This is a genomic window from Candidatus Villigracilis vicinus, from assembly GCF_016702885.1.
GTDB lineage: Bacteria > Chloroflexota > Anaerolineae > Anaerolineales > Villigracilaceae > Villigracilis > Villigracilis vicinus.
This window is the reverse complement of the sequence record NZ_JADJDD010000006.1, coordinates 134019-155000: the sequence shown is the minus strand read 5'-3', so window position 1 is coordinate 155000 and position 20982 is coordinate 134019. Positions and strand designations below refer to the sequence as shown.

Here is a 20982-nt window from a genome sequence, read left to right as displayed (position 1 = left end):
AGCGTTCGCGACCGGCATCGGTGATGTTGAAGCATTCCGAGCAGAAGGCAGTATTGGCTTTGAGGTTCGCCAGCGCCGTGGATAAATCCTGTGCGACATCTTCGGAGGCGCGCAAAAGGAAGAATGCCAAACGAGATGCGGACTTGGGTCCGATGCCGGGCAGGCGTTCGAGGGCGGTGACTAAGTTTTGGATTGATTCAGGTAGTAGCATAAGGGTAATTGGAGATTAGTAATTGGTAATTGAGACTTACAAACAAATCTCCAATTACCGATTACCAATTACTAAAACGGCATCCCGCCCGCGAGCGGACCCATTAGCTTTTCCTGCAAGGCACGGGACTCGTCCAATGCCATGTTGACGGCGGACAAGACCATGTCTTGCAGCATTTCGGCATCTGCGTCTTTGAGGAATTCGGGGGAGATTTCGACAGATTTGCATTTCTGGTCGCCGGTCATGGTGACTTTGATCGCGCCGCCGCCCGCTGTTGCGGACACAGTCTCTTCGGCGAGTTTCGCCTGCGCTTCTTCCATTTGTTTTTGCAGCTTTTGAATCTGCTGCATCATTCCGCCCTGTCCCCCGCCCATGGCGGGTCCTTTGTTGAATCCTTTAGCCATAATTAAACCTCGTTATTTGATATTCGATATTCGGTACTCGTTTATCGAGTATCGAATATCGTTTTTTCTATTCATCCAAATCCACGATCTCACCACCGTGTTGAATGGCGGCGGCAACCATGCCGTCTTGCGAAACGTGCGTGGGGAGTTTGCCTTTGGCGTTGTTGACCACACAGCGCACGGACAGATCCGCGTGGAAGTGGTCTTTGATGAGACGTTGGATGGTTTCGATCTGGTCGGGTTTATTGAGTTTCTCCACGAGCACGTCACTTGCCATGCCGAGGATAAGCGTCTTGCCTTGCACATCAATATTCCGCACGGAGTTCATCAAAGCGCCGAGCGTATTTTTGTCTTTGGGTAGGGTGTTGATCAGTGGCTTCCATGCCTTAACGATGTCGTTGGAGTTGATGGCTGGTGATTCGATAACGGGCTGCGGTCCCCCATTCGGGGACGCGTCAGACTTAACCTCGGGCTTGGATTCGGCTACGGGAGCTGATACAGGCTTCGGCTTGAGTTGAGGCGTCGCGGCGATCGTGGCAACTTCGGCTGGAGAGTCGATCACTTCTGCGAGGGCAAGTTCCAGACTCAAAGAGGGCTGCCAACCGCCGCGCAGATCCGTTGCGGCATTGTTGAAGATCTTCATCATGCGCAAAACGTCAGAGGTGCTGAAAGCTTTGGCGTGAGCTTCCATTTGGGTTTTGACTTCGCGCGTGGCTTCGACTTGCTCGGCGTTGCCCATTTGAATGAGCATGAGACCGCGTGTGTATTCAACGAGTTGACGTGCCAGTGAACGCGGATCGGCGCCCGAGTCGAGGGCTTTATGAATGGTTTCGAGACCGCGCGCGGGTTGATGATCGAGGACAGAGTTGATGACATCGAGAACGGTTTGGCTGGTAGCCGTGCCGAGGACTTGCTGCGCGAGGGCGAGCGTAATCTTCGTGCCTGTGGAAGAAAGTTGATCGAGGAGGGATTGCGCGTCGCGCATGCCCCCCGCTGACTGACGGGCAATGAGCGTGAGCGCTTCTTCGTCGGCTTGAATGTTTTCGGTTGCGGCGATCTCTTTGAGATTCTTGACGATCTCATCAATGGGCACGCGGCGGAACTCATGACGCTGACAGCGCGAGAGCACCGTGGCGGGGATCTTGTGAATTTCGGTGGTGGCTAAAACGAAGATGGCATGTGGTGGCGGCTCTTCAAGCGTTTTGAGCAGAGCATTGAACGCGCCGCCGGAAAGCATGTGAACTTCGTCGATGACATAGACTTTGTATTTGCCTTGCGACGGCGAGAAGTTAATCTTTTCGCGCAGGTCACGGACATCGTCCACGCCGTTGTTGGAGGCGGCGTCGATCTCGATCATGTCCATGAAGCGGTTTTCGTTAACAGCTTTGCAGTGGTCACATTCGTTGCAGGGTCGTTTGGAGGGGTCTTCGCTGAGGCAGTTAACCGCTTTCGCCAGCAAACGCGCGACGGTGGTCTTGCCCGTTCCACGCGGACCAGCGAAGAGGTAGGCATGACCGACTCGGTCTGCCTTGATGGAATTGGTCAGGGTCTGGATGACGTGGTCTTGTCCGATCACGGTATCCCATTGTTTCGGGCGGTACTTGCGGTAGAGGGCTTGGGTCATGTGATTTACATCTTCAATATAGGATATTATTCAATTACTGTAAATACTCAAGAAAACTAATTTGAAAACAAAACAACTAAAAACCTTTAATAAATAATAATGGCAATAAACAAGGGCTAAATATAACAGGAATGATAGTAGCTATTAAAAAAGCCTTTCCCCATTTAAAACCAAGCTCAACTTGAAAAAGAATAGTCTCATATACAACTGCCAAAAACACCCCTACGATAATCAATAAAACACTAACAATAAATCCCAAATTAGCGATAAGCGGGTATGACTGACTCCCATTAATAAATGATGCTATTTTGATTACTGTATCTGCGCCAGTAACAAAAAGTGTATAAGGAGTCAATACGTAACATTGCAAATAAAAAACTCTCTTCAAACTGGATTTTTTCAGAACTTGTTTGCTAAAGAATCCAAATATAATCGTATATGACGTTATAAAAATTAATGATCCCAAGACGGAATAGAAGAGGTAATTCGCTATATTTGCATTGAGATAATCGGTCTCTTTGACTAGTATATTAAAAACAGTGTTTTGAAGTGGTCCAACTAAAAACCATAATATTACAGGAGAAAGATATTCGTCAAAGCGTTCATCCGGCTTCTTTTCCATTTCAACCTTAACATACGTGATTGATCTTTTAGGTTGAAAGACGATGTGAAATAATGATTTTGGAACCATCATAATCCACGCCATCACTTCATAAATAGCATCATCAGCTGATTGAACTAACTTAACAAAATCCATATTTCCTCTATTAGTAGTGATTCAGCTATGGAACACGATAAACAGCCCTCAAATTGCCTTGTGAATCAAACAAACGCGCTTCTTCGCCAGAATTCCAAACAGCATCACCAATGCCCCAATAGAGGTCAATGACGGTGTCGGTTCCAGCTACGGTGTGGACTTGCACAGCTCCGCTTGGATAAAGAGTGACTTTAGGAAAGGTGTAGGTATTGCCGCTATCATCTTTGAGCTGCCATGAGGTTATATCCAGTTCACCTTCCCCCTCAAATTTGACGATGACAACCTCGGAGGTCAGCACTCCTGAACCAACCACGCTGCTAATCTTCACAGGGATATCCGTTTGAAGATCTGCACTTGCAGCAGAGGAAGATTCGCCGCTGGCGGGAGCCGCCTGCACTACTGCGGGCTGAGTGACGGCGCGAGAATTGCGGTCGTACCAGAACAAAATACCGCCCGTCACGCTCGCCGAGACAAAGACATTCAACAGCAGGTATTGGATAAGTTTACGGCGATCCATCGTGGTCGAATCATAGCACAGAATTCTCAAATGTCATTGCGAGCCGCCTTCTTTGCGCAGGCAATCTTGATTTTGGGATTGCTTCGCCCCCCTCGCAATGACGGAATTACTTTTTCATGGAGATCGCAACCCAGTCTTTCATTTGACGGATTTCGCCTCGCTTCAACCCTTTGGCTTGACCAGCCTCTATGACACTTTCTGCCTGATGATCGAGAATCCCACTTAGGATGATCTCTCCATTGGGCTCGATCAAGTCTGCCAGCCCCGCATCAAAGAGACGGATGAGCACCGGCGCGAGGATGTTCGCCACCACCAGCGGCGCGGACTTGAACGCGAACTGCCCCGCCAGCACTTCGGTCACAGAACCCTGCCCGAGCAGAAGCTCCTCCCCCACTTCGTTGACATCCGCATTCTCACGCGAGTTTCTGACGGACTCAATGTCAATGTCCACGCCGAGGACGGTCGTTGAACCGAGTTTGAGAGCAGCGATGGAAAGAATGCCAGAGCCACAGCCAACATCGATAACTCGATATTCGATATTCGATGATTGGGTTTCGACGTTCGAATTTCGAATATCGAAATGTCGTTCCATCAACTCCAAACACAACTGTGTGGTGGGATGTGTCCCCGTGCCAAACGCCATGCCGGGGTCAATCTTGATAGGGATTCGTTTTGGGTCTGGGGATTCAAGCCAGGCGGGCAGGATCAAAAGCCTCTCACCGATGAGGATCGGCTTGTAGTGCTGTTTCCAGGCTTCCATCCAGTTTTGATCCGCGATCTGTTTGTAGGTGGGAGTAGGCACAGGCGTGATCATCCCCAAATAGTAAAGTGACTCCTCTATTTTCTGGCGCGTCTCTTCGAGTTGATCGTTCACCTCCAAATACGCGCGGACCGTGATGGGACCAGTCGCCGTACCTTCATCCTCATCATTCACAAAGCGGACGCCTTGTTCGGTCATCACACCGTTCGGTGCAAAGCGCGCCAACACATCGGCAACGGATTCGGCGAGTTCGCCATCGACAGTCAAAGAAACTTCAAGCCAATTCATGTTCATCTCCAAATAAAATGTCCGACGGTTCGACCAAGCCAAACCGCGAATAGTCCAAGCATCACGTTTGCACCGACGTTTGCTACAGCGTTCATCACAAAGTCCTGCCTTATCAAATTGACCGTGTCATTACCAAAGGACGAGAAGGTGGTGAATCCGCCCAATACGCCAATGACTAAAAACGCACGCGACTCGTTCGAGAACGTGCCATATTTATCGCCGAATTGCGCCAGCAGACCAATAATGAAACAGCCAATAATATTGACCGCCAGTGTGCCGAATGGAAAGTCCATGCGATTTGCGGATTCTTGTACATATCCGCTCAATAAATAGCGCAACACCGAGCCGATAAATCCGCCCGCGCCGACGAGAAGAATGTTTGTCATAGTTCCTTTTGACGATGGACCATAGACCATGGACGATTGAAAATTCGTCCGCGGTCTATCGTCTGTCGTCCATCGTCATTTCTTTCTGTGCCCAGCGGATCAAATCCTTCTCCGCAAACAGCATGATGGGCAAGTCGTTAACATCAAAATATTTCATTTCCGAGATCTCATGTGACGGCTTGAACTCGCCGCCCGTTATTTTACACAGATATGTGATTCCAAGATGCGGAAATTCTCTTGCACTTGCCACTCGCAAAAGCCGAACCACTTCGATCTGCATCCCTGTCTCTTCTTGAAACTCACGGACAACCGCCTCAATGGGCTGTTCTCTGTATTCCAATGCCCCACCAGGAATCCCCCACTCATATTTGCGATAAGTGTGTTTGAAAAGCAAAACCCTGCCCTGTTCATCGAAGACCAACGAAGAGACGCCTGCATTGAATTTTGGCTGGGTCAGTCGTGTCACAAAGACATGCAGCCACATCGGCAGCAAGCGCCAAAGGCGAAATAGAGGTTTAAGCATAGGCGAGTCATTATAAACGACCACAGACGACAGACCGCGAACCGCCATTTACATAGCTGCCATCCGCGGTCAAAAAAATCGAGCGGACTATCTCCGCTCGATTCTGCATTCATCATTCTGCCTTCTGCAGTCCCTTACCCGCCCAAGGTCTCATTCAACCAATCGAGAAAGCCCTTCGCCTGCGGCTTGACTGTCGTGCCGAGGCTTTCAGCCAACTTCTCGAAGAGTTCCTTCTGTTCCTTGGTCAACTTGGTTGGGACCGCCACATTAACGATCACGATCTCATCACCACGTTGATTCTTATTGCGGACGTGCGGAACGCCCTTGCCTCTCACATGGAAAACTTTCCCAGGTTGAGTGCCAGAGGGAATCTTCAGTTTATCTTCGCCTTCCAAGGTTGGGATGGTCACTTCCGCACCCAAGACCGCCTGTGCAATATTGATATCGAGGTTCAGGATAACATCCTGATCGCGTCGCTTGAAATACTGATGCGGCTTGACATCCAGCACAAGAAATAGACTTCCCTGCGGACCGCCATTCTCACCCGGTGCCCCTTCCCCATTCAAGCGGATCTGAGTGCCAACGTCCACACCAGCGGGAATGGACACCTTCTTCTTGACCTTCTTGCGCTCCAAGCCTGCCCCACGACAAGTGGTGCAAGGAGAAGCAATCGTCTCACCACGCCCGCTACAGGTTGGGCATGGAGCCGTCTGCACCATCTGACCCAAAAAGGTCTGACGTACCTGACGTACTTCGCCTTGACCATTACAAGTCGTGCATCTTAATGGAGTTGTGCCCGGCTCGGCACCTTTGCCGCTACAACGCGAACAAGTCTCATCACGTGAGAACTCGATCTCTTTCTCAACACCGAAGACCGCTTCCTCAAAGGTAAGCGAAACTTGCATTTGTAGATCCCGCCCACGGCGCGGAGAGCGGCGCGAACGTCCACCTCCGGTGGAGAAGCCAAATCCATTAAATAGATCTTCAAAAATATCGCCAAAGCCAGAGAAGTCCTGATATCCCTGCCCACCAGCGCCGCTTACACCCGCCTTGCCGAAACGATCATAACGCGCACGCTTCTCAGAATCGGAAAGTACGCCATACGCCTCATTGAGTTCTTTGAACTTCTCTTCGGCATCGGGCTCTTTATTTACATCCGGGTGATATTTACGCGCGAGGTTGCGGAACGCGGCTTTGATCTCATCATCGCCAGCGCCCTTGCCCACGCCTAAAATATCGTAATAGTCTTGGTTTGACATAATTTTTATGTCATTGCGAGGGCGCTCTTGCCCTATGCCCGAGCAATCCCAAACTAATTATGAGATTGCTTCGTCGGGAAAAACACCCTCCTCGCAATGACGTTATTCCTTGACCTCACCATCCACCACATCAGGTCCCGCATCGGATGAAGGACCCGCTTCGCCCTCCGCCGACGGCTGCCCTTGTTCGTAGACACTGGCACCAATCTTTTGGATGGTCTGCCCCAAGGCTTCGACTGCGGCTTTGATCTTCTCTACATCTTCGCCTTTCGCCGCTTCCTTAACCTCGGCACTTTTCGCCTCAACCTCAGCCTTGATCTCCGCCGGAACCTTATCGCCCAAGTCGCGCAACGCCTTCTCACCCGCATAGACGGTGTTATCGGCATTGTTACGCGCTTCGATCAGGTCTTTGCGCTTGCGGTCTTCTTCGGCATGTGCCTCGGCATCCTTGCGCATCTTTTCGATTTCGGCTTCGTTCAAACCAGAAGAAGCAGTGATCGTAATGTGTTGAGATTTTCCAGTTGCCTTATCCTGCGCGCTGACTTTGAGAATGCCGTTGGCATCCACATCAAAGGTCACTTCGATCTGAGGAACCCCGCGCGGAGAAGGTGGAATGCCATCAAGGATGAATTTGCCCAGCGATTTATTATCGTTTGCCATCGGGCGCTCACCCTGCAAGACGTGAATTTCCACTTGAGTCTGGCTATCTGCCGCAGTCGAGAAGACCTGTGAACGGCGGGTCGGGATGGTCGTGTTGCGTTCGATCTGAGCCGTGGCAACGCCGCCGAGAGTTTCAATGGCGAGAGTCAGCGGAGTCACATCGAGCAAAAGGATGTCCTTCACTTCCCCACCGAGCACGCCACCCTGAATCGCCGCGCCGATCGCAACGACTTCATCAGGGTTCACGCCTTTGTGCGGGTCTTTGCCGAAGAACGCGCGTACACGGTCTTGGATGGCAGGCATACGGGTCATACCACCGACGAGCACAATTTCGTTGATATCGCCTGCGTTTAAAGTAGCATCTGCCAACGCCTGCTTGACCGGCGCAATCGTGCGGTCAACGAGGTCAGCAACCAACTGCTCGAACTTGGCGCGGGTCAGGGTCATCACCAAGTGCTTGGGACCGTTGGCATCCGCTGTCAAATAAGGCAGGTTGATCTCGGTCTGCATCACTGTGGAGAGTTCGATCTTCGCCTTTTCAGAAGCTTCCTTCAAACGCTGAAGCGCCTGACGGTCGTTATGCAGGTCAATGCCGTTGTCTTTCTTGAACTCAGCAATCAGATGATCCATGATTCGAAGATCAAAGTCATCACCGCCGAGGAAGGTATCGCCGCTTGTAGCTCTCACTTGGAACACGCCGTCGCCCACATCCAAAATGGATACGTCAAACGTACCACCGCCAAGGTCATACACGCAGATGACTTCGTTCTTCTTCTTGTCCAAGCCATATGCCAATGAAGAAGCTGTCGGTTCATTGATGATGCGCAGCACTTCCAAGCCTGCGATCTTGCCTGCGTCCTTGGTCGCGTTGCGTTGGGCATCATTGAAGTAAGCAGGCACAGTAATGACCGCCTGCGTAATGGTCTCACCTAAATACGCCTCAGCATCTGCCTTGATCTTTGCAAGGATCATCGCCGAAACTTCCGGCGCGGAATAATCCTTACCGCCGAGTTCCACGCGCACATCCCCATTTGCCGCTTCTTTTACGGCATAGGGTACACGCTTCTTTGTGCGTTCTACTTCCGCATCGTCAGCCTTGCGTCCCATAAAACGCTTCACCGAAAAGATCGTATTGGTCGGGTTGGTGATCGCCTGATTGCGCGCCACACGTCCCACCAAACGTTCATTATTTTTATTCATCGCCACCACAGAGGGAACCAAACGCTCCCCTTCCGCCGATGGGATCACGACCGGTTCGCCGCCTTGCATCACTGCCGCCACCGAGTTCGTCGTACCTAAGTCAATACCAATGATTTTTGCCATAATTTCTCCTATGAAATCGTCATTGCGAGGAGCGCTCTTGCTCTTTGCGACGAAGCAATCTACAACGTAACATGAGATTGCTTCGGGCGGAAGAACACCGCCCTCGCAATGACGGAAATTTCTTTTATTGCGCCACTCTTACCAACGCGGGTCTTACAACCCGTTCACCGATCACATAGCCGTTCTGCACTACATCGATCACATGCCCGCTTTCCACTTCGTCAGACGGTTCATGCGAGATGGCTTCATGGAAGTTCGGGTCGAACGCCACACCCTTCGCTTCGATGCGCTTGACGCCTTCCATATCCAGAATATTCTGGAACTTGCGCGCCACCAACTCAATGCCATTTGCCCAGGCATCGTCCGCGGGGCGGTTTTGCAAAGCGCGTTCAAGGTCATCAAGCACGGGCAACACCTTCTTCAAGATGTCACCCTTGGTCGAAGCCTTGAATGCCTCGTTATCCCGTTCCACGCGTTTGCGGAAGTTCTGGAAATCCGCCTGCGTCCGCGCCCAGCCATCTTTATATTCGACGACCTTGGATTCGGCTTCCTTCAACTGTTGGATCAACGCCTCACGCTCATCCGAAGGCTGCCCTTCCCCATTGGGCATTGTCTCGTCTGATGCTTGACCCTGTTCTTCTTGCTTATCCATTTCTTCTGTCATGTGTCTCACTCTCGTAGGTTCGATATTAGGTATTCGTTATTCGATTATCGAATATCGTTATTTACTCACCAGAAATATTATCGTTCACCAGATCGCTCAATAAGGCTGCCACAAATCTCACTGTGGGGATAGTTTTGGAATAAGCCATGCGCATGGGACCCAGCACGCCAAGCGCACCCGTCGCCATACCGGGGACGCCGTAGCGCGCAATCACCAGACTGCACTGACGCAGGTCATCATATTCACCTTCGCCGCCGATGAGCACCTGCAAAGCACCGACGTTGCTGTTGCTGGTAGTCTTGGTCAGCAAGTCTTGCAAGGTAGCGGGTTCTTCAAAAATTTTCAACGCCCGGCGCGGACCATCCAACTCAGAAAATTCAGGTTCACCGAGGACGTTGGTCAGACCATCGGTGTAGATTTCACCTGAGGCTTTATCGGTCATACGGCGCATGTCCTGCAAGATGAGCAGGAGGATATCCTGATCAAGCGGGTCGGGGCGAACTGTCAGCGCGGACATGGCTTGGGCGGTCTGACCAGCCAAAAGTCCGTTAAGACGCGTGGCGGTTCCGCTGAGTCGCTCCTGGGCAACAGGTTCCGCCAAGGTCAGAATTTGCTGCGACACTTCCCCGCCGAGCATCACCAGCACCATAAGCACTTGCCTGCCTTGAGTCGAAATCAATTCCACATGTTTGAACTTGGTTGATTCGACATGCGGTGCGGCAACGACCGAAACACCCTGCGATTGGGTTGCAAGAATAGACGCCGCAAGGGTCATCCACTGGTCGAGCTCGGGGCGCGATTGATAGAACTGGTGCGAGATGGTGTGCTGAACGGTTTCAGGCAATTCAGCACTATGCATCATCTCACTGACGAAATACCGATAGCCTTCTTCAGTTGGCACACGTCCTGCCGATGTATGCGGCTGTCGCAGGTAGCCCATCTCTGTCAGTGCCGCCATCTCGTTGCGAATGGTCGCGGATGACAAGTTGATGTGGTAATGCTCCGCCAGCCGCTTCGAGCCAATGGGCTGAGCGGTGTCGATGTAATCACGTATGATCAGCATCAGGAGGGTTTTCTGGCGTTCGGTGAGATGATTCATGTTCAAAATTTAGCACTCCCATTGCGAGAGTGCCAATTAATAATGGAATAATAATAACAGCGGGAAAATGATGCGTCAATAAGAGGAGTGTAAGAAAAGATATTAATACACAAATAAAGATAAAAGCTCTTGACAAAATAAAAACCTTATTTATAATTATTCTAAATTTGTAATAATTCCAAATAAGAGAGACTATGTCTACTATCACGACCCTAACCACTGCCCTACAGGAAGCCGGAATGCGCGTCACTCCGCAGCGGGTGGCGATCTGCGAACTCCTTGCCGCAAGCCATGAACACCCCACCGCAGCCATGATATATGATGAACTCAAGCCGCGCTTTCACTCGCTCAGCCTTGCCACGGTCTACAACACACTTGATACGCTGGTTGGTTTGGGTGTGGTGAATGTGCTGGGTCACGCAGGCGATGACAAGGTCCATTACGATGCGGACACGGAACCACATGTCAACCTGGCATGCATTTCCTGTTCACGTATCATCGATATTCCCAGCGAGCACGTCACTCATTTGGATTCTGAAATCACTGCGGCTTCGGGCTACAAACTGCTTGGTGCACGCGTTCTATACTACGGGCTCTGCCCCGCCTGCCAGAAGAAACAGGCAAAACTGAAGAGGCAATGATGAATCAATTACCCAAGACCGAAACCCGCTGTACTGAAATTTTCTCCGATACCCTGCGCGGATATGCCGGTATTCAGGAAGTCGAGTACGACTATACCAATGGAAATTTAAAAGCAGTCTTTGACCCTCATAAGATCAGTAGCGAACGCGCGCTGGAAGTTGTGCAGCATGCAGGACGCGAGGCTTCCATGCGAGTGGCGCAGTGCGCCGCCAAACGCGAACGCGGCGAAGAAGCCTGTGCCCAATGTGTCGGGGAACTCGCTGAACAACTCGCAAAACAATATGAATCCGCTGCCACCCTGCCAACGGCAACATTCCGCAAGAACACGCTTGAAGTGAAGCTGGAAACATCCAACCTGTTGAGCAGCGAAGATAACAAAGTAGAAGCGTCATTTTTGAATCAAAACGAGGCAGCAAAAAAACCTGTGGCAATTCCCATCGAAAGAATCGAAATTGCATTTACAGTCATCAATGCGATCACCGCGTTGACAGCATTCATTGGCGCAGGGCTTGCCTGGCATCCCTCACTTATCTTTGGCTTGTACTTTGTTTCATACACCACTGGTGGATGGTTCGGTTTAATGGCAAGCATTAAAGCATTAAAAGAAAAGACCCTCAATGTAGATCTGCTGATGATCCTTGCGGCACTGGGCGCAGCGGCAATTGGTCAGCCTGCCGAAGGTGCCATGCTGCTTTTCTTATTCTCGCTTTCGAACACTCTGCAAACATATGCGATGGACCGCAGCCGCAAAGCCATTGAAAAATTGCTCGACCTGCGACCGGCTCAAGCAACGGTACGACGCGGTTCGCGTTTGGTGACACTACCCATCGAACAACTCACCCTCGGAGATATTGTGCTTGTACGCCCTGGTGAACGCTTCCCCATCGATGGTGAAGTGCTATCCGGCATATCCGATGTTGACCAAGCCACCATCACCGGCGAGTCGATGCCGGTGCATAAACAGGAAAACGATCTGGTCTTCGCAGGCACCGTCAATGGGACTGGCTCGCTCGAAATCCGCGTGACGCGGCTAGCCAAAGATACCACCCTGGCTCGCATCGTAAAGATGGTGGAAGAGGCGCAATCTACTAAAGCCAACACCCAACAAATGCTCGACACCTTTGAACAACGCTATGCCATCTTTGTACTGGCTGCAGCAGTGTTATTAATCTTTGTACCGTGGTTGATCCTCGGTCATAGCTTCCAACCCACTTTCTACCGTGCCATGACCTGGCTCGTGGTCGCTTCGCCATGCGCCTTGGTCATCTCCACGCCTGCGAGCATCCTTTCTGCCATCGCTAACGGCGCGCGCAATGGCGTGCTCTTCAAAGGCGGCGTTCATCTTGAAAAGACCGCCACACTCAAGGTGCTGGCGTTCGATAAGACTGGCACACTCACCAGCGGCAAACCCGCCCTGTCTGGTTTGTTCTCTTTCAGTGAAACAAAAGAAGAGGATATCCTGCGCCTCGTTGCCGCATTGGAATCACGTTCCGAACATCCGTTGGCAAGGGCGATTGTACAAGCAGCTCATTCCCGTGACTTGAACCTGCCTTCATCCATGGAGTTTCGCGCCATCCCCGGGCAAGGCGTAGAAGGAGTGGTTGAATCCCGTCATCTTTTGATCGGCAATGAGCGAATGTACCAGGAACGAAGCATTCGTATCCCGGTTAACATTATGAACAAAGCCAGTGAAATGCATGATGAGGGTCAGACAGCGATGTTCGTCTACGATATGAGATCGCAAACATTTCTCGGTCTGCTTGGCGTAGCTGACACCCTGCGTGAAGATGCTGTGGAAATGATCAAGGCTCTCAAAGCTATAGGCATTGAGCATATCGTCATGCTGACGGGTGATAATGCAAAAGTCGCTTCCAAGATAGCTGCACGCGCCGGTGTGGACGAATTCCACGCAGATTTACTTCCGCAAGATAAGGTCACAGTGTTGAAGTCGCTTCAGCGGAAGTACGGTCCGGTGGCAATGGTCGGCGATGGCGTAAATGACGCTCCATCCCTAGCTACCGCAGATATTGGCATTGCCATGGGCGGCGCAGGTACAGATGTTGCCATTGAAACCGCAGATGTCGTTTTAATGTCTGATGACTTGCGCAAAATCCCATTTTCGATCGGGCTGGCAAGGCAGGCACGCAAAGTCGTTTGGCAAAACCTGACTTTTGCCATGTGCGTGATCGTACTGTTAGTGGCTGGTGCTTTTGGCGCTGAGTTGGCACTTCCACTTGGCGTAGTGGGTCATGAAGGCAGCACCGGGCTGGTAGTACTTAATGGGTTGAGATTATTGGGATACAAGTAGTCTGAAAGAAGAAAAAACAAAAGAGCGCCCAAGTTTTACTTGGGCGCTCTTTTGTTTAATACGGCTGGTTAGGGCGTCGGCGGAGCGGGTCGCCAGGCGGGGTGGAAATCCTGTTCGGGGTCAGTTGAAAGGCGCACCCTATCACCACCGGAAAGGGTCATAAAAAACACATCCATGTTCCTATCATCGCCTACACTTTCATACGCTAGGTAAAAACCATCAGGCGAGAAATCAATATTTTCGATATAGGTCAGGTTGAACGGAAGTTTCAATCCCTGCTCGCTGGAACGATCCGTGGAAGATGTTCTCATCAAGTATGGATTACAGAACGTCTTGGCACAGCGTTGATTGAAGATAATGAGATCGTCCTTGGGTGACCAAACAGGAAGATAATCGTTATAAGCCAACCCACTTCGAATGATCTGGATAGGCTCAGTACCATCGGCATTGATCATCCATATTTGATAGACACCGATCCGTTTGACGACATAAATGATCTTTGAACTATCCGGCGACCAGGCAGGCATACGTGATTCAACCAGAGCTGCACCTTTAGTTACCTGAGTCACGGAAGTGGGATCATCCGGATTGATAGTGAAAATTTCAAGCTTGCCAGTGCGCATCGTAGCAAAAGCAATAGATTTGCCATCAGGCGACCAGGCAGGGTCAAAGTTTCCGCCTGGTGAAGCATCAAGTGTTGTTAAACCTGTTCCATCCGCATTGATGATGTAAAGACTGGTATTGAAATAAATCTCTTCATTGCCAGGGCAAGGGGAAATGAACACCATACGCTGCCCATCCGGCGACCAGGAAGGCTGGCATGCACCGTTTGGCATATTTGTGATCTGAAATGCGTTTTCACCTTTCAGGTCTGCCAAAAAGATCTGCGAATCGCCAGTACGCGCAGAAGCAAATGCGATCTGCCCGGCACCGCCACCCAAAAGGACCGTAGGATCTTGTTCTTCAGTGTTACTTGTGTCCGGCGTATCAGTCGTGCCGGGGAGAGGTGTCGGCGTAAAGGTTGAAGTATTGGTTGGCTTGGGTCGAGGAGTAGAAGTGAACGTTGCCTCCGGAGTGAACGTAAAAGTTGGAGGAACAGTCTGTGTAGGCAAAGGAGTGGGGCTGGGGGTGTATGTGGCAGTAGAGCCAATAAACGGAACCATTGCACGCACATCTGCAGGGAAGGCATCTGGGGCTAGAAATAAACCTACACCGAGTGCCACCAGAAACAACAAGGCAGTGAAAAATCCAAAACGGACTAACGCCGTACGGCGTTTCCGTTCGCGTTCCTTCTGTCGCTTTAATGGAGAGACAAAGGGCTGATCTTCATGCGAATTAGCAGAAACAGCCGGAACCGGACCCACCAAGGCTTTGCGGTCCTTCTTGCCATCCACAGGTAAGCCTTCTTCAACCACGGTTTTCTGACGTTCACGAGATGGCACTTCAAGGACTTCGGGGGGAGGCGGAACAACCTTGTATGAGCCGGGCGCCTGCTGAGTCAGTGACTTGGAAGCAAGCAATCCAGCCTTGAACTGCTCAGCCGTTTGAAACCGGTCACTTGGATCCACTGACATGGCTTTCTCGATAGTGGCTGCGAGTTTACGGGAGATTTTTGAATTTCGTTTTCGCAGAGGAGTCAGCTGAGCATTATCCATCGCACGCGCGAGACCGTCTTCCGGGATGACACCAGTCAGTGCGGCATACAAGGTTGCGCCGAGGGAGTAAATGTCTGTTCGTGGGTCGGTTCGTGCAGTACCGTATTGTTCAGGAGGGGAATAACCAGGCGTCATGGCGCGCGCGCCGGTGGTGGTTGCCTGGCTGGCACTTTGATAAACCTTGGCTAAACCAAAGTCCACCAGATAGATGTGACCATCTGGCGCAATCTTGACATTACCAGGCTTGATATCGCGATGCAAAATGGGCGGCTTGCGAGTATGCAAGTACGCCAGCGCGTCGCACATGGAAGCGCCGATATGAACCGCGTCCTCTTCATCAAGCATTCCGATACGTTCCATGCGATAACGAAGGTCTTCGCCTTCGATAAAGTCCATGACAAGGTATTGCCCAGTATCACCCAAGACAAAGTGGTCTGAAACGCGCGGCAAATTTGGGTGGCGTAGGTTCGCAAGGATGACCGCCTCAAGACGAAACTGACGGGCATACTCATCCGTTGTGAACAAATTTTCCTTGAGCGCCACTGCCACACCAAGGTTCTCATCGATGGCTCGATACACCGAACCCATCCCCCCCTGCCCAAGGATGTCTACCACGCGATAGCGATTATGTATTAGGGTGCCTTTATCCAGCGTCATTGAAATCCATTTGCCTGTATTAGTTAAATTTCACAGCATGTTTGCTGAGTGATAACAAAACCATTTCTGTATTTCTATTGGATGGTGCGCATTATATCAGATGGAAGATATCCTTGAAGCCGGTGTAGCTAAATTGAAATGTTGGAAAACCCAGGGGGCACCGCCCGAAACCCACCAGCCAACCAGGGTATAACGCAGGAATCGCAGAGAATAAACCAACGCCCCATCGCCGCGTGGGAAGACTGCTCCCAACACCTGCCAGAACAGAATGACACCGATCAAACCGACGCCATATCGAAGCGCGCGTTTCCATGCCGGACCGTCAGCTGAGTAGCCGCCCCGAAAATGTGTCCACGCTGCGCCCACCGCCAGACCAAAGAAAGTCCCGGCTGAGGTGAAGGTCGCGCTTGGGTCCACAGGCTCTGGCGCAATGCCTGAAAGAAGCGCGTTCGTCATCCAAGTTTCAGGGACTTGATATCCGCTGCGCAAACCAGTTACGATCATTCCAATAATTACCATGACCATTGCCGTCAAAAATGAAATGCCAACTTGTTGGCTGAAGGACTTACCTGCCAGCCAATTAACAGCAACATCCCAGTACCGGGAATATGCCCACAACAGAATGCCGCCCAACAGCCAACCCAAGAGTACATCATGCGGGAAATGCGCGCCAAGCACCAGCCGTGAAAAGCCGATCATAAGAATCAGGAACACGCAAACAACGGTAACCCAAGTCCGTTTTTGATACAGAGCAATGATGCCCCATACACTCATGGCATGCTGCGCATGACCGGAAGGCACGCCAAAGGACGTTTCGGGCCATAAAGGTTGAACGTGCGAACTAGCCCAATAGGGACGTGGTCCTGCCATGCCAACCTTGCCGATGAAATTAATAAAATTACTGACGACCAGAATTAAACCAATCCGAATACCAAGTGCGGAGTCAACACTCCAAAAAATGAGAGGTAATACGAGAAAAAAGAATTCTTCTGTGCCAAGCTGGCTGAAGAATTTCATTACTGGGATCGTTCCGCTCCCAAACCTTTGAAGCGCGATTATAAGAGCGACACCATAATCGATCAGGGATTGCATACAGTCCTCCAGTGGGGTTTTTGTAGCGTTATGATTGACGTAACAAACGCTCTCATTGTACACTCAAAGAATGGAAAAGACACCACGCTGGTGGGATGCCCCCTCTGCGGTTCTCTTATTTGCAGCAACACTTTTTTCGGGATGGCGCTTGCAATCCACTGCCTGGGTGGATGGGCTTGGGCATGTGCGCAATGTCGCGATCCTGGGTTTGTTGGTTGGGCTGGCACTGGGGCAAAGTCAATTTCAAAAACGTAATATCAGCCTTTTATCCGTCGGATATATGCTGGTGTTTTTTATCTGGCAATGGTTAGGAGTGATCGAATTTACTGCGGAACAAACTTATCTTGGAGATAAGTTGTTGATCCTTTTCGGGAGACTGCTCACGGATCTGGGAGAGTTCTTTTCCGGCAGACCTGTGGAAAACCAATTGCTTGTGATCGCTCTGCTAAGTATCCCCTATTGGATAGCCAGCCTTTTCAGCGGGTATCAACTAACGCGACATGCCAATTATCTGGCGGCAATCCTGCCGGGCGGCATTTTGATGCTGTTTGTGACCATCTATCATTTCACTTCAAAAGACTATACATGGATGTTCGGTGTCTATCTGTTTCTTGCCCTCATACTTTTGGGTAGGCAGAAATTCCTATTCGATAAAAAGAAATGGATCAAAGAACGGGTACAGGTTTCAAGTGACAGCAGCCTGGACCTAAATAACACAAGCCTGGTCATTGCAGCGGTGTTGATCATGTTCTCCTGGGGCATTCCCTTTATCTTCGCCTCTAATGTGAGCATGAAGGAAGCCTGGCACAAAACCACCCAGGGCTGGTTCGCAGGGGAACCCTTCGAGAATCTGTTCGACTCCGTTAAAAAAGAAAAGAAGCCGCAACCCAGGAACTTTCAGACCGAATTATTCCTGGGTAATCAGGCGGTGATGAGCGATCTGGTGGTTTTCCTTGTGTATGCCCCTTCCAGTGCAATGGACTTCCCGCGATTGTATTGGCGTGGACAGATCTATGATCACTACGAAAATGACCGTTGGCAGACCACAGCCCAAAACGAGACCCTGCACCTCGCCACCAATGGCGACCTGACCATCCCTGACACAGAAAACCGTGCCCGAGCCAGCTTCACGTTTGATATCTACTCGGAAGGGCAAACCATCCTGTATTCCGCGGCTCAGCCCATTCAGGTAAATCACAACGTCATTGTGTTGTATTCCGGAGTGACCGATAACCTCGAAATGATGGATGTGATGGCGTTTCGCGCCGCGCCCAGTCTGGAAGCCGGCGACCTGTACCGAGTGGGCGCCGAGATCGCAAACCCGACCATTCTTGAATTGCAGGCAACAGGACAGAATTACCCGGATTGGGTCAAACAAAAATACCTTCAATTACCCAATGATTTTTCGGTACGTATTCGGGCGCTCGCAAACGAGATCACAGCCAAATACGATAACCCATACGACAAAGCCGCAGCCATTACAAACTATCTACGCTCAGAGATCCGCTATACACCGGGAATTACCTTTCCATCCGGTGAAGATGTAGATCCATTGGAATACTTCCTTTTCGATACGAAACAGGGCTTCTGTAATTACTACGCCTCGACGGAAGTGTTAATGCTGCGCTCGATCGGCATCCCAGCACGCCTCGCGGTGGGATATGCCCAAGGCGAGCCCAATTTGCAAAACAGTGTATACACTGTACGCGAACGTGACTTGCACGCTTGGCCCGAAGTGTATTTCCCCGGCTATGGCTGGGTCGAATTTGAACCAACTGGAAATCAGCAACCGCTCGAACGTCCGCTGGAACGTGAAGCCCGCCCCACAGTTGCCAGCGCACCCTTTGTTCCAACTCCGCGCATCGAGCTATTGGAAGAAGAGCCTCCCACCCCAGCAGTGGATGAATCCGGCAACACTTCCGTTTTTACGCCTGTTCTGATCCGTTGGTCTCTCACCCTTGCAGGTTTTGCCCTCTGTGTCCTTACACTTGCATTTCTTAAGCGGCGGTTTGCGCCAAATACATCTGTGGCAGTCATCCTAAAGAATGGCGTCGAACGCAGTGGCTTCCGTATCCCAAGTTGGCTGCAAGGCTGGTTTGCCTTTGCAGCATTATCCCCCATCGAACGTCATTTCCAAAGCATTAACTTTAGCTTGCGTTGGATGAAAAGGCCACAACCGATTTATGTCACAGCCGCAGAACGCGCCATGCTCCTGCAAAAACTTCTGCCAGACGCCAGATCGTCTATTGAAGTTTTGCTGCGTGAACATCAAGCAGCAATGTTCACCTCACATGGCGGAGATGCGGTCAATGCGCGCCGCGCTGCACGAAATATTATTTACAAAACCCTGTCAGCGCGTCTAAAATTCTTCATATTGGGATACAATTAGGTTTACATGCTAAACCTGCTTTTGGTATCCAAATATGAACTCTGAAAACACCCGACCCAGAACCGTGCATGATCAGCTACTTACTTTAAGCGCCCTTACGGGGAAGATCAACAACGACCTGGTATCTCAAAAACTAAAAATCTCCAAGGATACATCTGAAAACCTGCAGTACCTGCAAACAACATTGGAGCAGGTCAGTGGGAAAATTGAGGTATTTCAACGCGAACACAGCAACATGCTGGCTCTCGTTGAAACCGGACAGGTCATCAATTCATCGCTGGAGCTGGATGAAGTTCTGCGTATCGTGATGGACAACATCGTGCGCCTCTCCAAAGCAGAGCGCGGCTTTTTGATGCTGCGGAACGAACAGGGCGAAATGACCGCCCGCATTGCCCGTAACTGGGAAATGGAATCGATCAACTCCTCAGAGAAGAACGTCAGCAGCACGGTCGTGCAGCGTGTGATCGACACGGGTGAATCAGTTGTCACAACCAATGCACAGGAAGATAAACGCTTTGTAGGGCAGGAAAGCATCGTCGCCTTCAACCTGCGTTCCATTCTTTGTGTTCCCCTCAAAGTCAAAAACGAACTCATCGGCGTCATCTACGCAGATAACCGCATCCGCGCCGGAATTTTCACCGACACCGAAAAAGAACTGCTTGAGGCCTTCGCCAACCAAGCCGCCGTTGCCATCGACAATGCCCGCCTCTTCTCCTCGCTCAAAGGCACCCTTGAAGAAGTGACCGCGCTCAAGAACCTGATGGATAATGTTTTCGCATCCATCGCCAGCGGCGTCATTACAGCGGATATTCAAGATACGATCACCCTCGCCAACCGCGCCGCAGAAACCATCCTCGGCTCTGCTACACAGGACATCATCGGTCATCAACTTAACGAAGCTTTGGCAGCTGTTTCCGGTGAGCTGGCGCCGCATCTGACAGAAGTACGCCGTACCGACAAACCCATTGTAGATCTTGAGATCAGCCACAACTCCCCCAAACGCGGCAATGTAGATTGGCGCTTAAACCTCTCCCCACTCAAGGACGCGGGGCAAAAAACTCAAGGCGTGGCGATCGTTCTGGATGACCTGACAGAACGAAAGAAGTTGGAAGCGCAGCGCCGTCTGTTCGAGCGCATGGTCTCCCCCGCCGTCATCGAACAACTCGACCCAAATGGTTTACAGCTTGGCGGTAAACGCACTGAGATCACCGCACTTTTTGCCGACATCCGCGGGTTCACTACATATAGCGAACACCTCGCCCCCGAAAAATTGGTTAGCATCCTCAACCTGTATCTTGCTGCCATGGCAGATGCAGTGCTGGCGCAGGAAGGCACTGTGGATAAGTTCATGGGAGACGCCATCATGGCATGGTTCAATGCGCCCATCCCCCAACCCGACCACACCCTGCGGGCTGTAAAGACAGCGATCGCCATTCGCGAATCGATCGAGAGTCTCTACAAGGAACTTGCGCCAGATTCTCACCTTTCCTTCGGTGTAGGCATTCACTTTGGCGATGCCGTACTTGGTTTGATCGGCACTGAGAAACGCCTGGAATACACCGCCATCAGTGACACGGTCAACACAGCCAAGCGCGTTCAAGAAAATTCCGGCAAGAATCAGATCCTGATCAGCCGCGAAGCGTATGAACGTGTGAAGAAACAAGTGGAAGCGAAACCAGTTGCCGAAATGACTGTGAAGGGCAGGTCAAAACCAGTGGAAGTATTGGAAGTGTTGAATTTGAAGTAAATGTAGCTCTTTGCCTT

General features: G+C 50.9%; 18 protein-coding genes (1 of these 18 cut by a window edge). 4 read left to right on the top strand and 14 right to left on the bottom strand.

The window, feature by feature from the left end; genetic code table 11:
- From recR to hrcA, 12 genes are all read right to left on the bottom strand, one after another.
- Nucleotides 1–211, bottom strand: the 5' end (the start) of a protein-coding gene (gene recR / locus IPG80_RS06745) for a recombination mediator RecR (protein ID WP_345104244.1). 395 nt of this gene lie to the left of the window's left edge; the window shows 211 of its 606 coding nt (coding positions 1–211); it begins with the start codon at nucleotides 209–211; its stop codon lies off the left edge, out of view.
- A 71-nt stretch (nucleotides 212–282) separates the two neighbouring features.
- Nucleotides 283–615 (bottom strand): YbaB/EbfC family nucleoid-associated protein, encoded by a 333-nt coding sequence (locus IPG80_RS06740; RefSeq protein ID WP_345104241.1) that lies wholly within the window; start codon nucleotides 613–615, stop codon nucleotides 283–285.
- Between the two features lie 67 nt (nucleotides 616–682).
- Nucleotides 683–2239, bottom strand: coding sequence for a DNA polymerase III subunit gamma/tau (dnaX, locus tag IPG80_RS06735; protein WP_345104238.1), 1557 nt, complete (start codon nucleotides 2237–2239; stop codon nucleotides 683–685).
- A gap of 76 nt (nucleotides 2240–2315) precedes the next feature.
- Nucleotides 2316–2996: a hypothetical protein gene (locus tag IPG80_RS06730; protein ID WP_345104235.1), complete on the bottom strand. Its 681-nt coding sequence runs from the start codon at nucleotides 2994–2996 to the stop codon at nucleotides 2316–2318.
- 25 nt (nucleotides 2997–3021) lie between these two features.
- Nucleotides 3022–3513, bottom strand: coding sequence for a lamin tail domain-containing protein (locus tag IPG80_RS06725; RefSeq protein WP_345104232.1), 492 nt, complete (start codon nucleotides 3511–3513; stop codon nucleotides 3022–3024).
- 106 nt (nucleotides 3514–3619) lie between these two features.
- Nucleotides 3620–4561: a 50S ribosomal protein L11 methyltransferase gene (prmA, locus tag IPG80_RS06720; protein WP_345104229.1), complete on the bottom strand. Its 942-nt coding sequence runs from the start codon at nucleotides 4559–4561 to the stop codon at nucleotides 3620–3622.
- 2 nt (nucleotides 4562–4563) lie between these two features.
- Nucleotides 4564–4947: a fluoride efflux transporter CrcB gene (gene crcB, locus IPG80_RS06715; protein WP_345104226.1), complete on the bottom strand. Its 384-nt coding sequence runs from the start codon at nucleotides 4945–4947 to the stop codon at nucleotides 4564–4566.
- Between the two features lie 55 nt (nucleotides 4948–5002).
- The gene (locus tag IPG80_RS06710) at nucleotides 5003–5470 is read right to left on the bottom strand and encodes an NUDIX domain-containing protein (RefSeq protein WP_345104223.1); all 468 of its coding nucleotides are present in this window, start codon (nucleotides 5468–5470) and stop codon (nucleotides 5003–5005) included.
- Nucleotides 5471–5604: 134 nt separating this feature from the next.
- Complete coding sequence (gene dnaJ, locus IPG80_RS06705) at nucleotides 5605–6729, bottom strand: molecular chaperone DnaJ (protein WP_345104221.1); 1125 nt, start codon at nucleotides 6727–6729, stop codon at nucleotides 5605–5607.
- A gap of 102 nt (nucleotides 6730–6831) precedes the next feature.
- Complete coding sequence (gene dnaK, locus IPG80_RS06700; RefSeq protein WP_345104218.1) at nucleotides 6832–8712, bottom strand: molecular chaperone DnaK; 1881 nt, start codon at nucleotides 8710–8712, stop codon at nucleotides 6832–6834.
- A gap of 124 nt (nucleotides 8713–8836) precedes the next feature.
- Complete coding sequence (gene grpE, locus IPG80_RS06695) at nucleotides 8837–9376, bottom strand: nucleotide exchange factor GrpE (RefSeq protein WP_345104210.1); 540 nt, start codon at nucleotides 9374–9376, stop codon at nucleotides 8837–8839.
- Nucleotides 9377–9437: 61 nt separating this feature from the next.
- Nucleotides 9438–10475, bottom strand: a complete 1038-nt coding sequence (gene hrcA / locus IPG80_RS06690; protein ID WP_345104207.1) for a heat-inducible transcriptional repressor HrcA — start codon at nucleotides 10473–10475, stop codon at nucleotides 9438–9440.
- 194 nt (nucleotides 10476–10669) lie between these two features.
- Here hrcA and IPG80_RS06685 point away from each other — a divergent pair, with 194 nt between their 5' ends.
- Nucleotides 10670–11116 carry a Fur family transcriptional regulator gene (locus IPG80_RS06685; RefSeq protein ID WP_345104204.1) on the top strand — a complete coding sequence of 149 codons (447 nt, stop codon included), beginning with the start codon at nucleotides 10670–10672 and terminating at the stop codon, nucleotides 11114–11116.
- A complete protein-coding gene (locus tag IPG80_RS06680) occupies nucleotides 11113–13425 on the top strand; it encodes a heavy metal translocating P-type ATPase (RefSeq protein WP_345104201.1) in 2313 nt (770 codons plus the stop codon). The genes IPG80_RS06685 and IPG80_RS06680 overlap by 4 nt, the downstream gene beginning before the upstream one ends.
- 68 nt (nucleotides 13426–13493) lie before the next feature.
- On the opposite strand, the gene IPG80_RS06675 is transcribed toward IPG80_RS06680, so the two are convergent.
- Both IPG80_RS06675 and IPG80_RS06670 read right to left on the bottom strand, forming a co-directional pair.
- On the bottom strand, nucleotides 13494–15737 hold the full coding sequence (locus IPG80_RS06675) for a protein kinase (protein ID WP_345104198.1): 2244 nt from the start codon (nucleotides 15735–15737) through the stop codon (nucleotides 13494–13496).
- Between the two features lie 96 nt (nucleotides 15738–15833).
- Complete coding sequence (locus IPG80_RS06670) at nucleotides 15834–16829, bottom strand: phosphatase PAP2 family protein (RefSeq protein ID WP_345104195.1); 996 nt, start codon at nucleotides 16827–16829, stop codon at nucleotides 15834–15836.
- 70 nt (nucleotides 16830–16899) lie between these two features.
- On the opposite strand from IPG80_RS06670, the gene IPG80_RS06665 reads away from it, so the two are divergent.
- Both IPG80_RS06665 and IPG80_RS06660 read left to right on the top strand, forming a co-directional pair.
- A complete protein-coding gene (locus IPG80_RS06665; RefSeq protein ID WP_345104192.1) occupies nucleotides 16900–19218 on the top strand; it encodes a transglutaminase-like domain-containing protein in 2319 nt (772 codons plus the stop codon).
- 34 nt (nucleotides 19219–19252) lie between these two features.
- A complete protein-coding gene (locus IPG80_RS06660; protein WP_345104189.1) occupies nucleotides 19253–20965 on the top strand; it encodes an adenylate/guanylate cyclase domain-containing protein in 1713 nt (570 codons plus the stop codon).
- Nucleotides 20966–20982 lie beyond the last annotated feature (17 nt).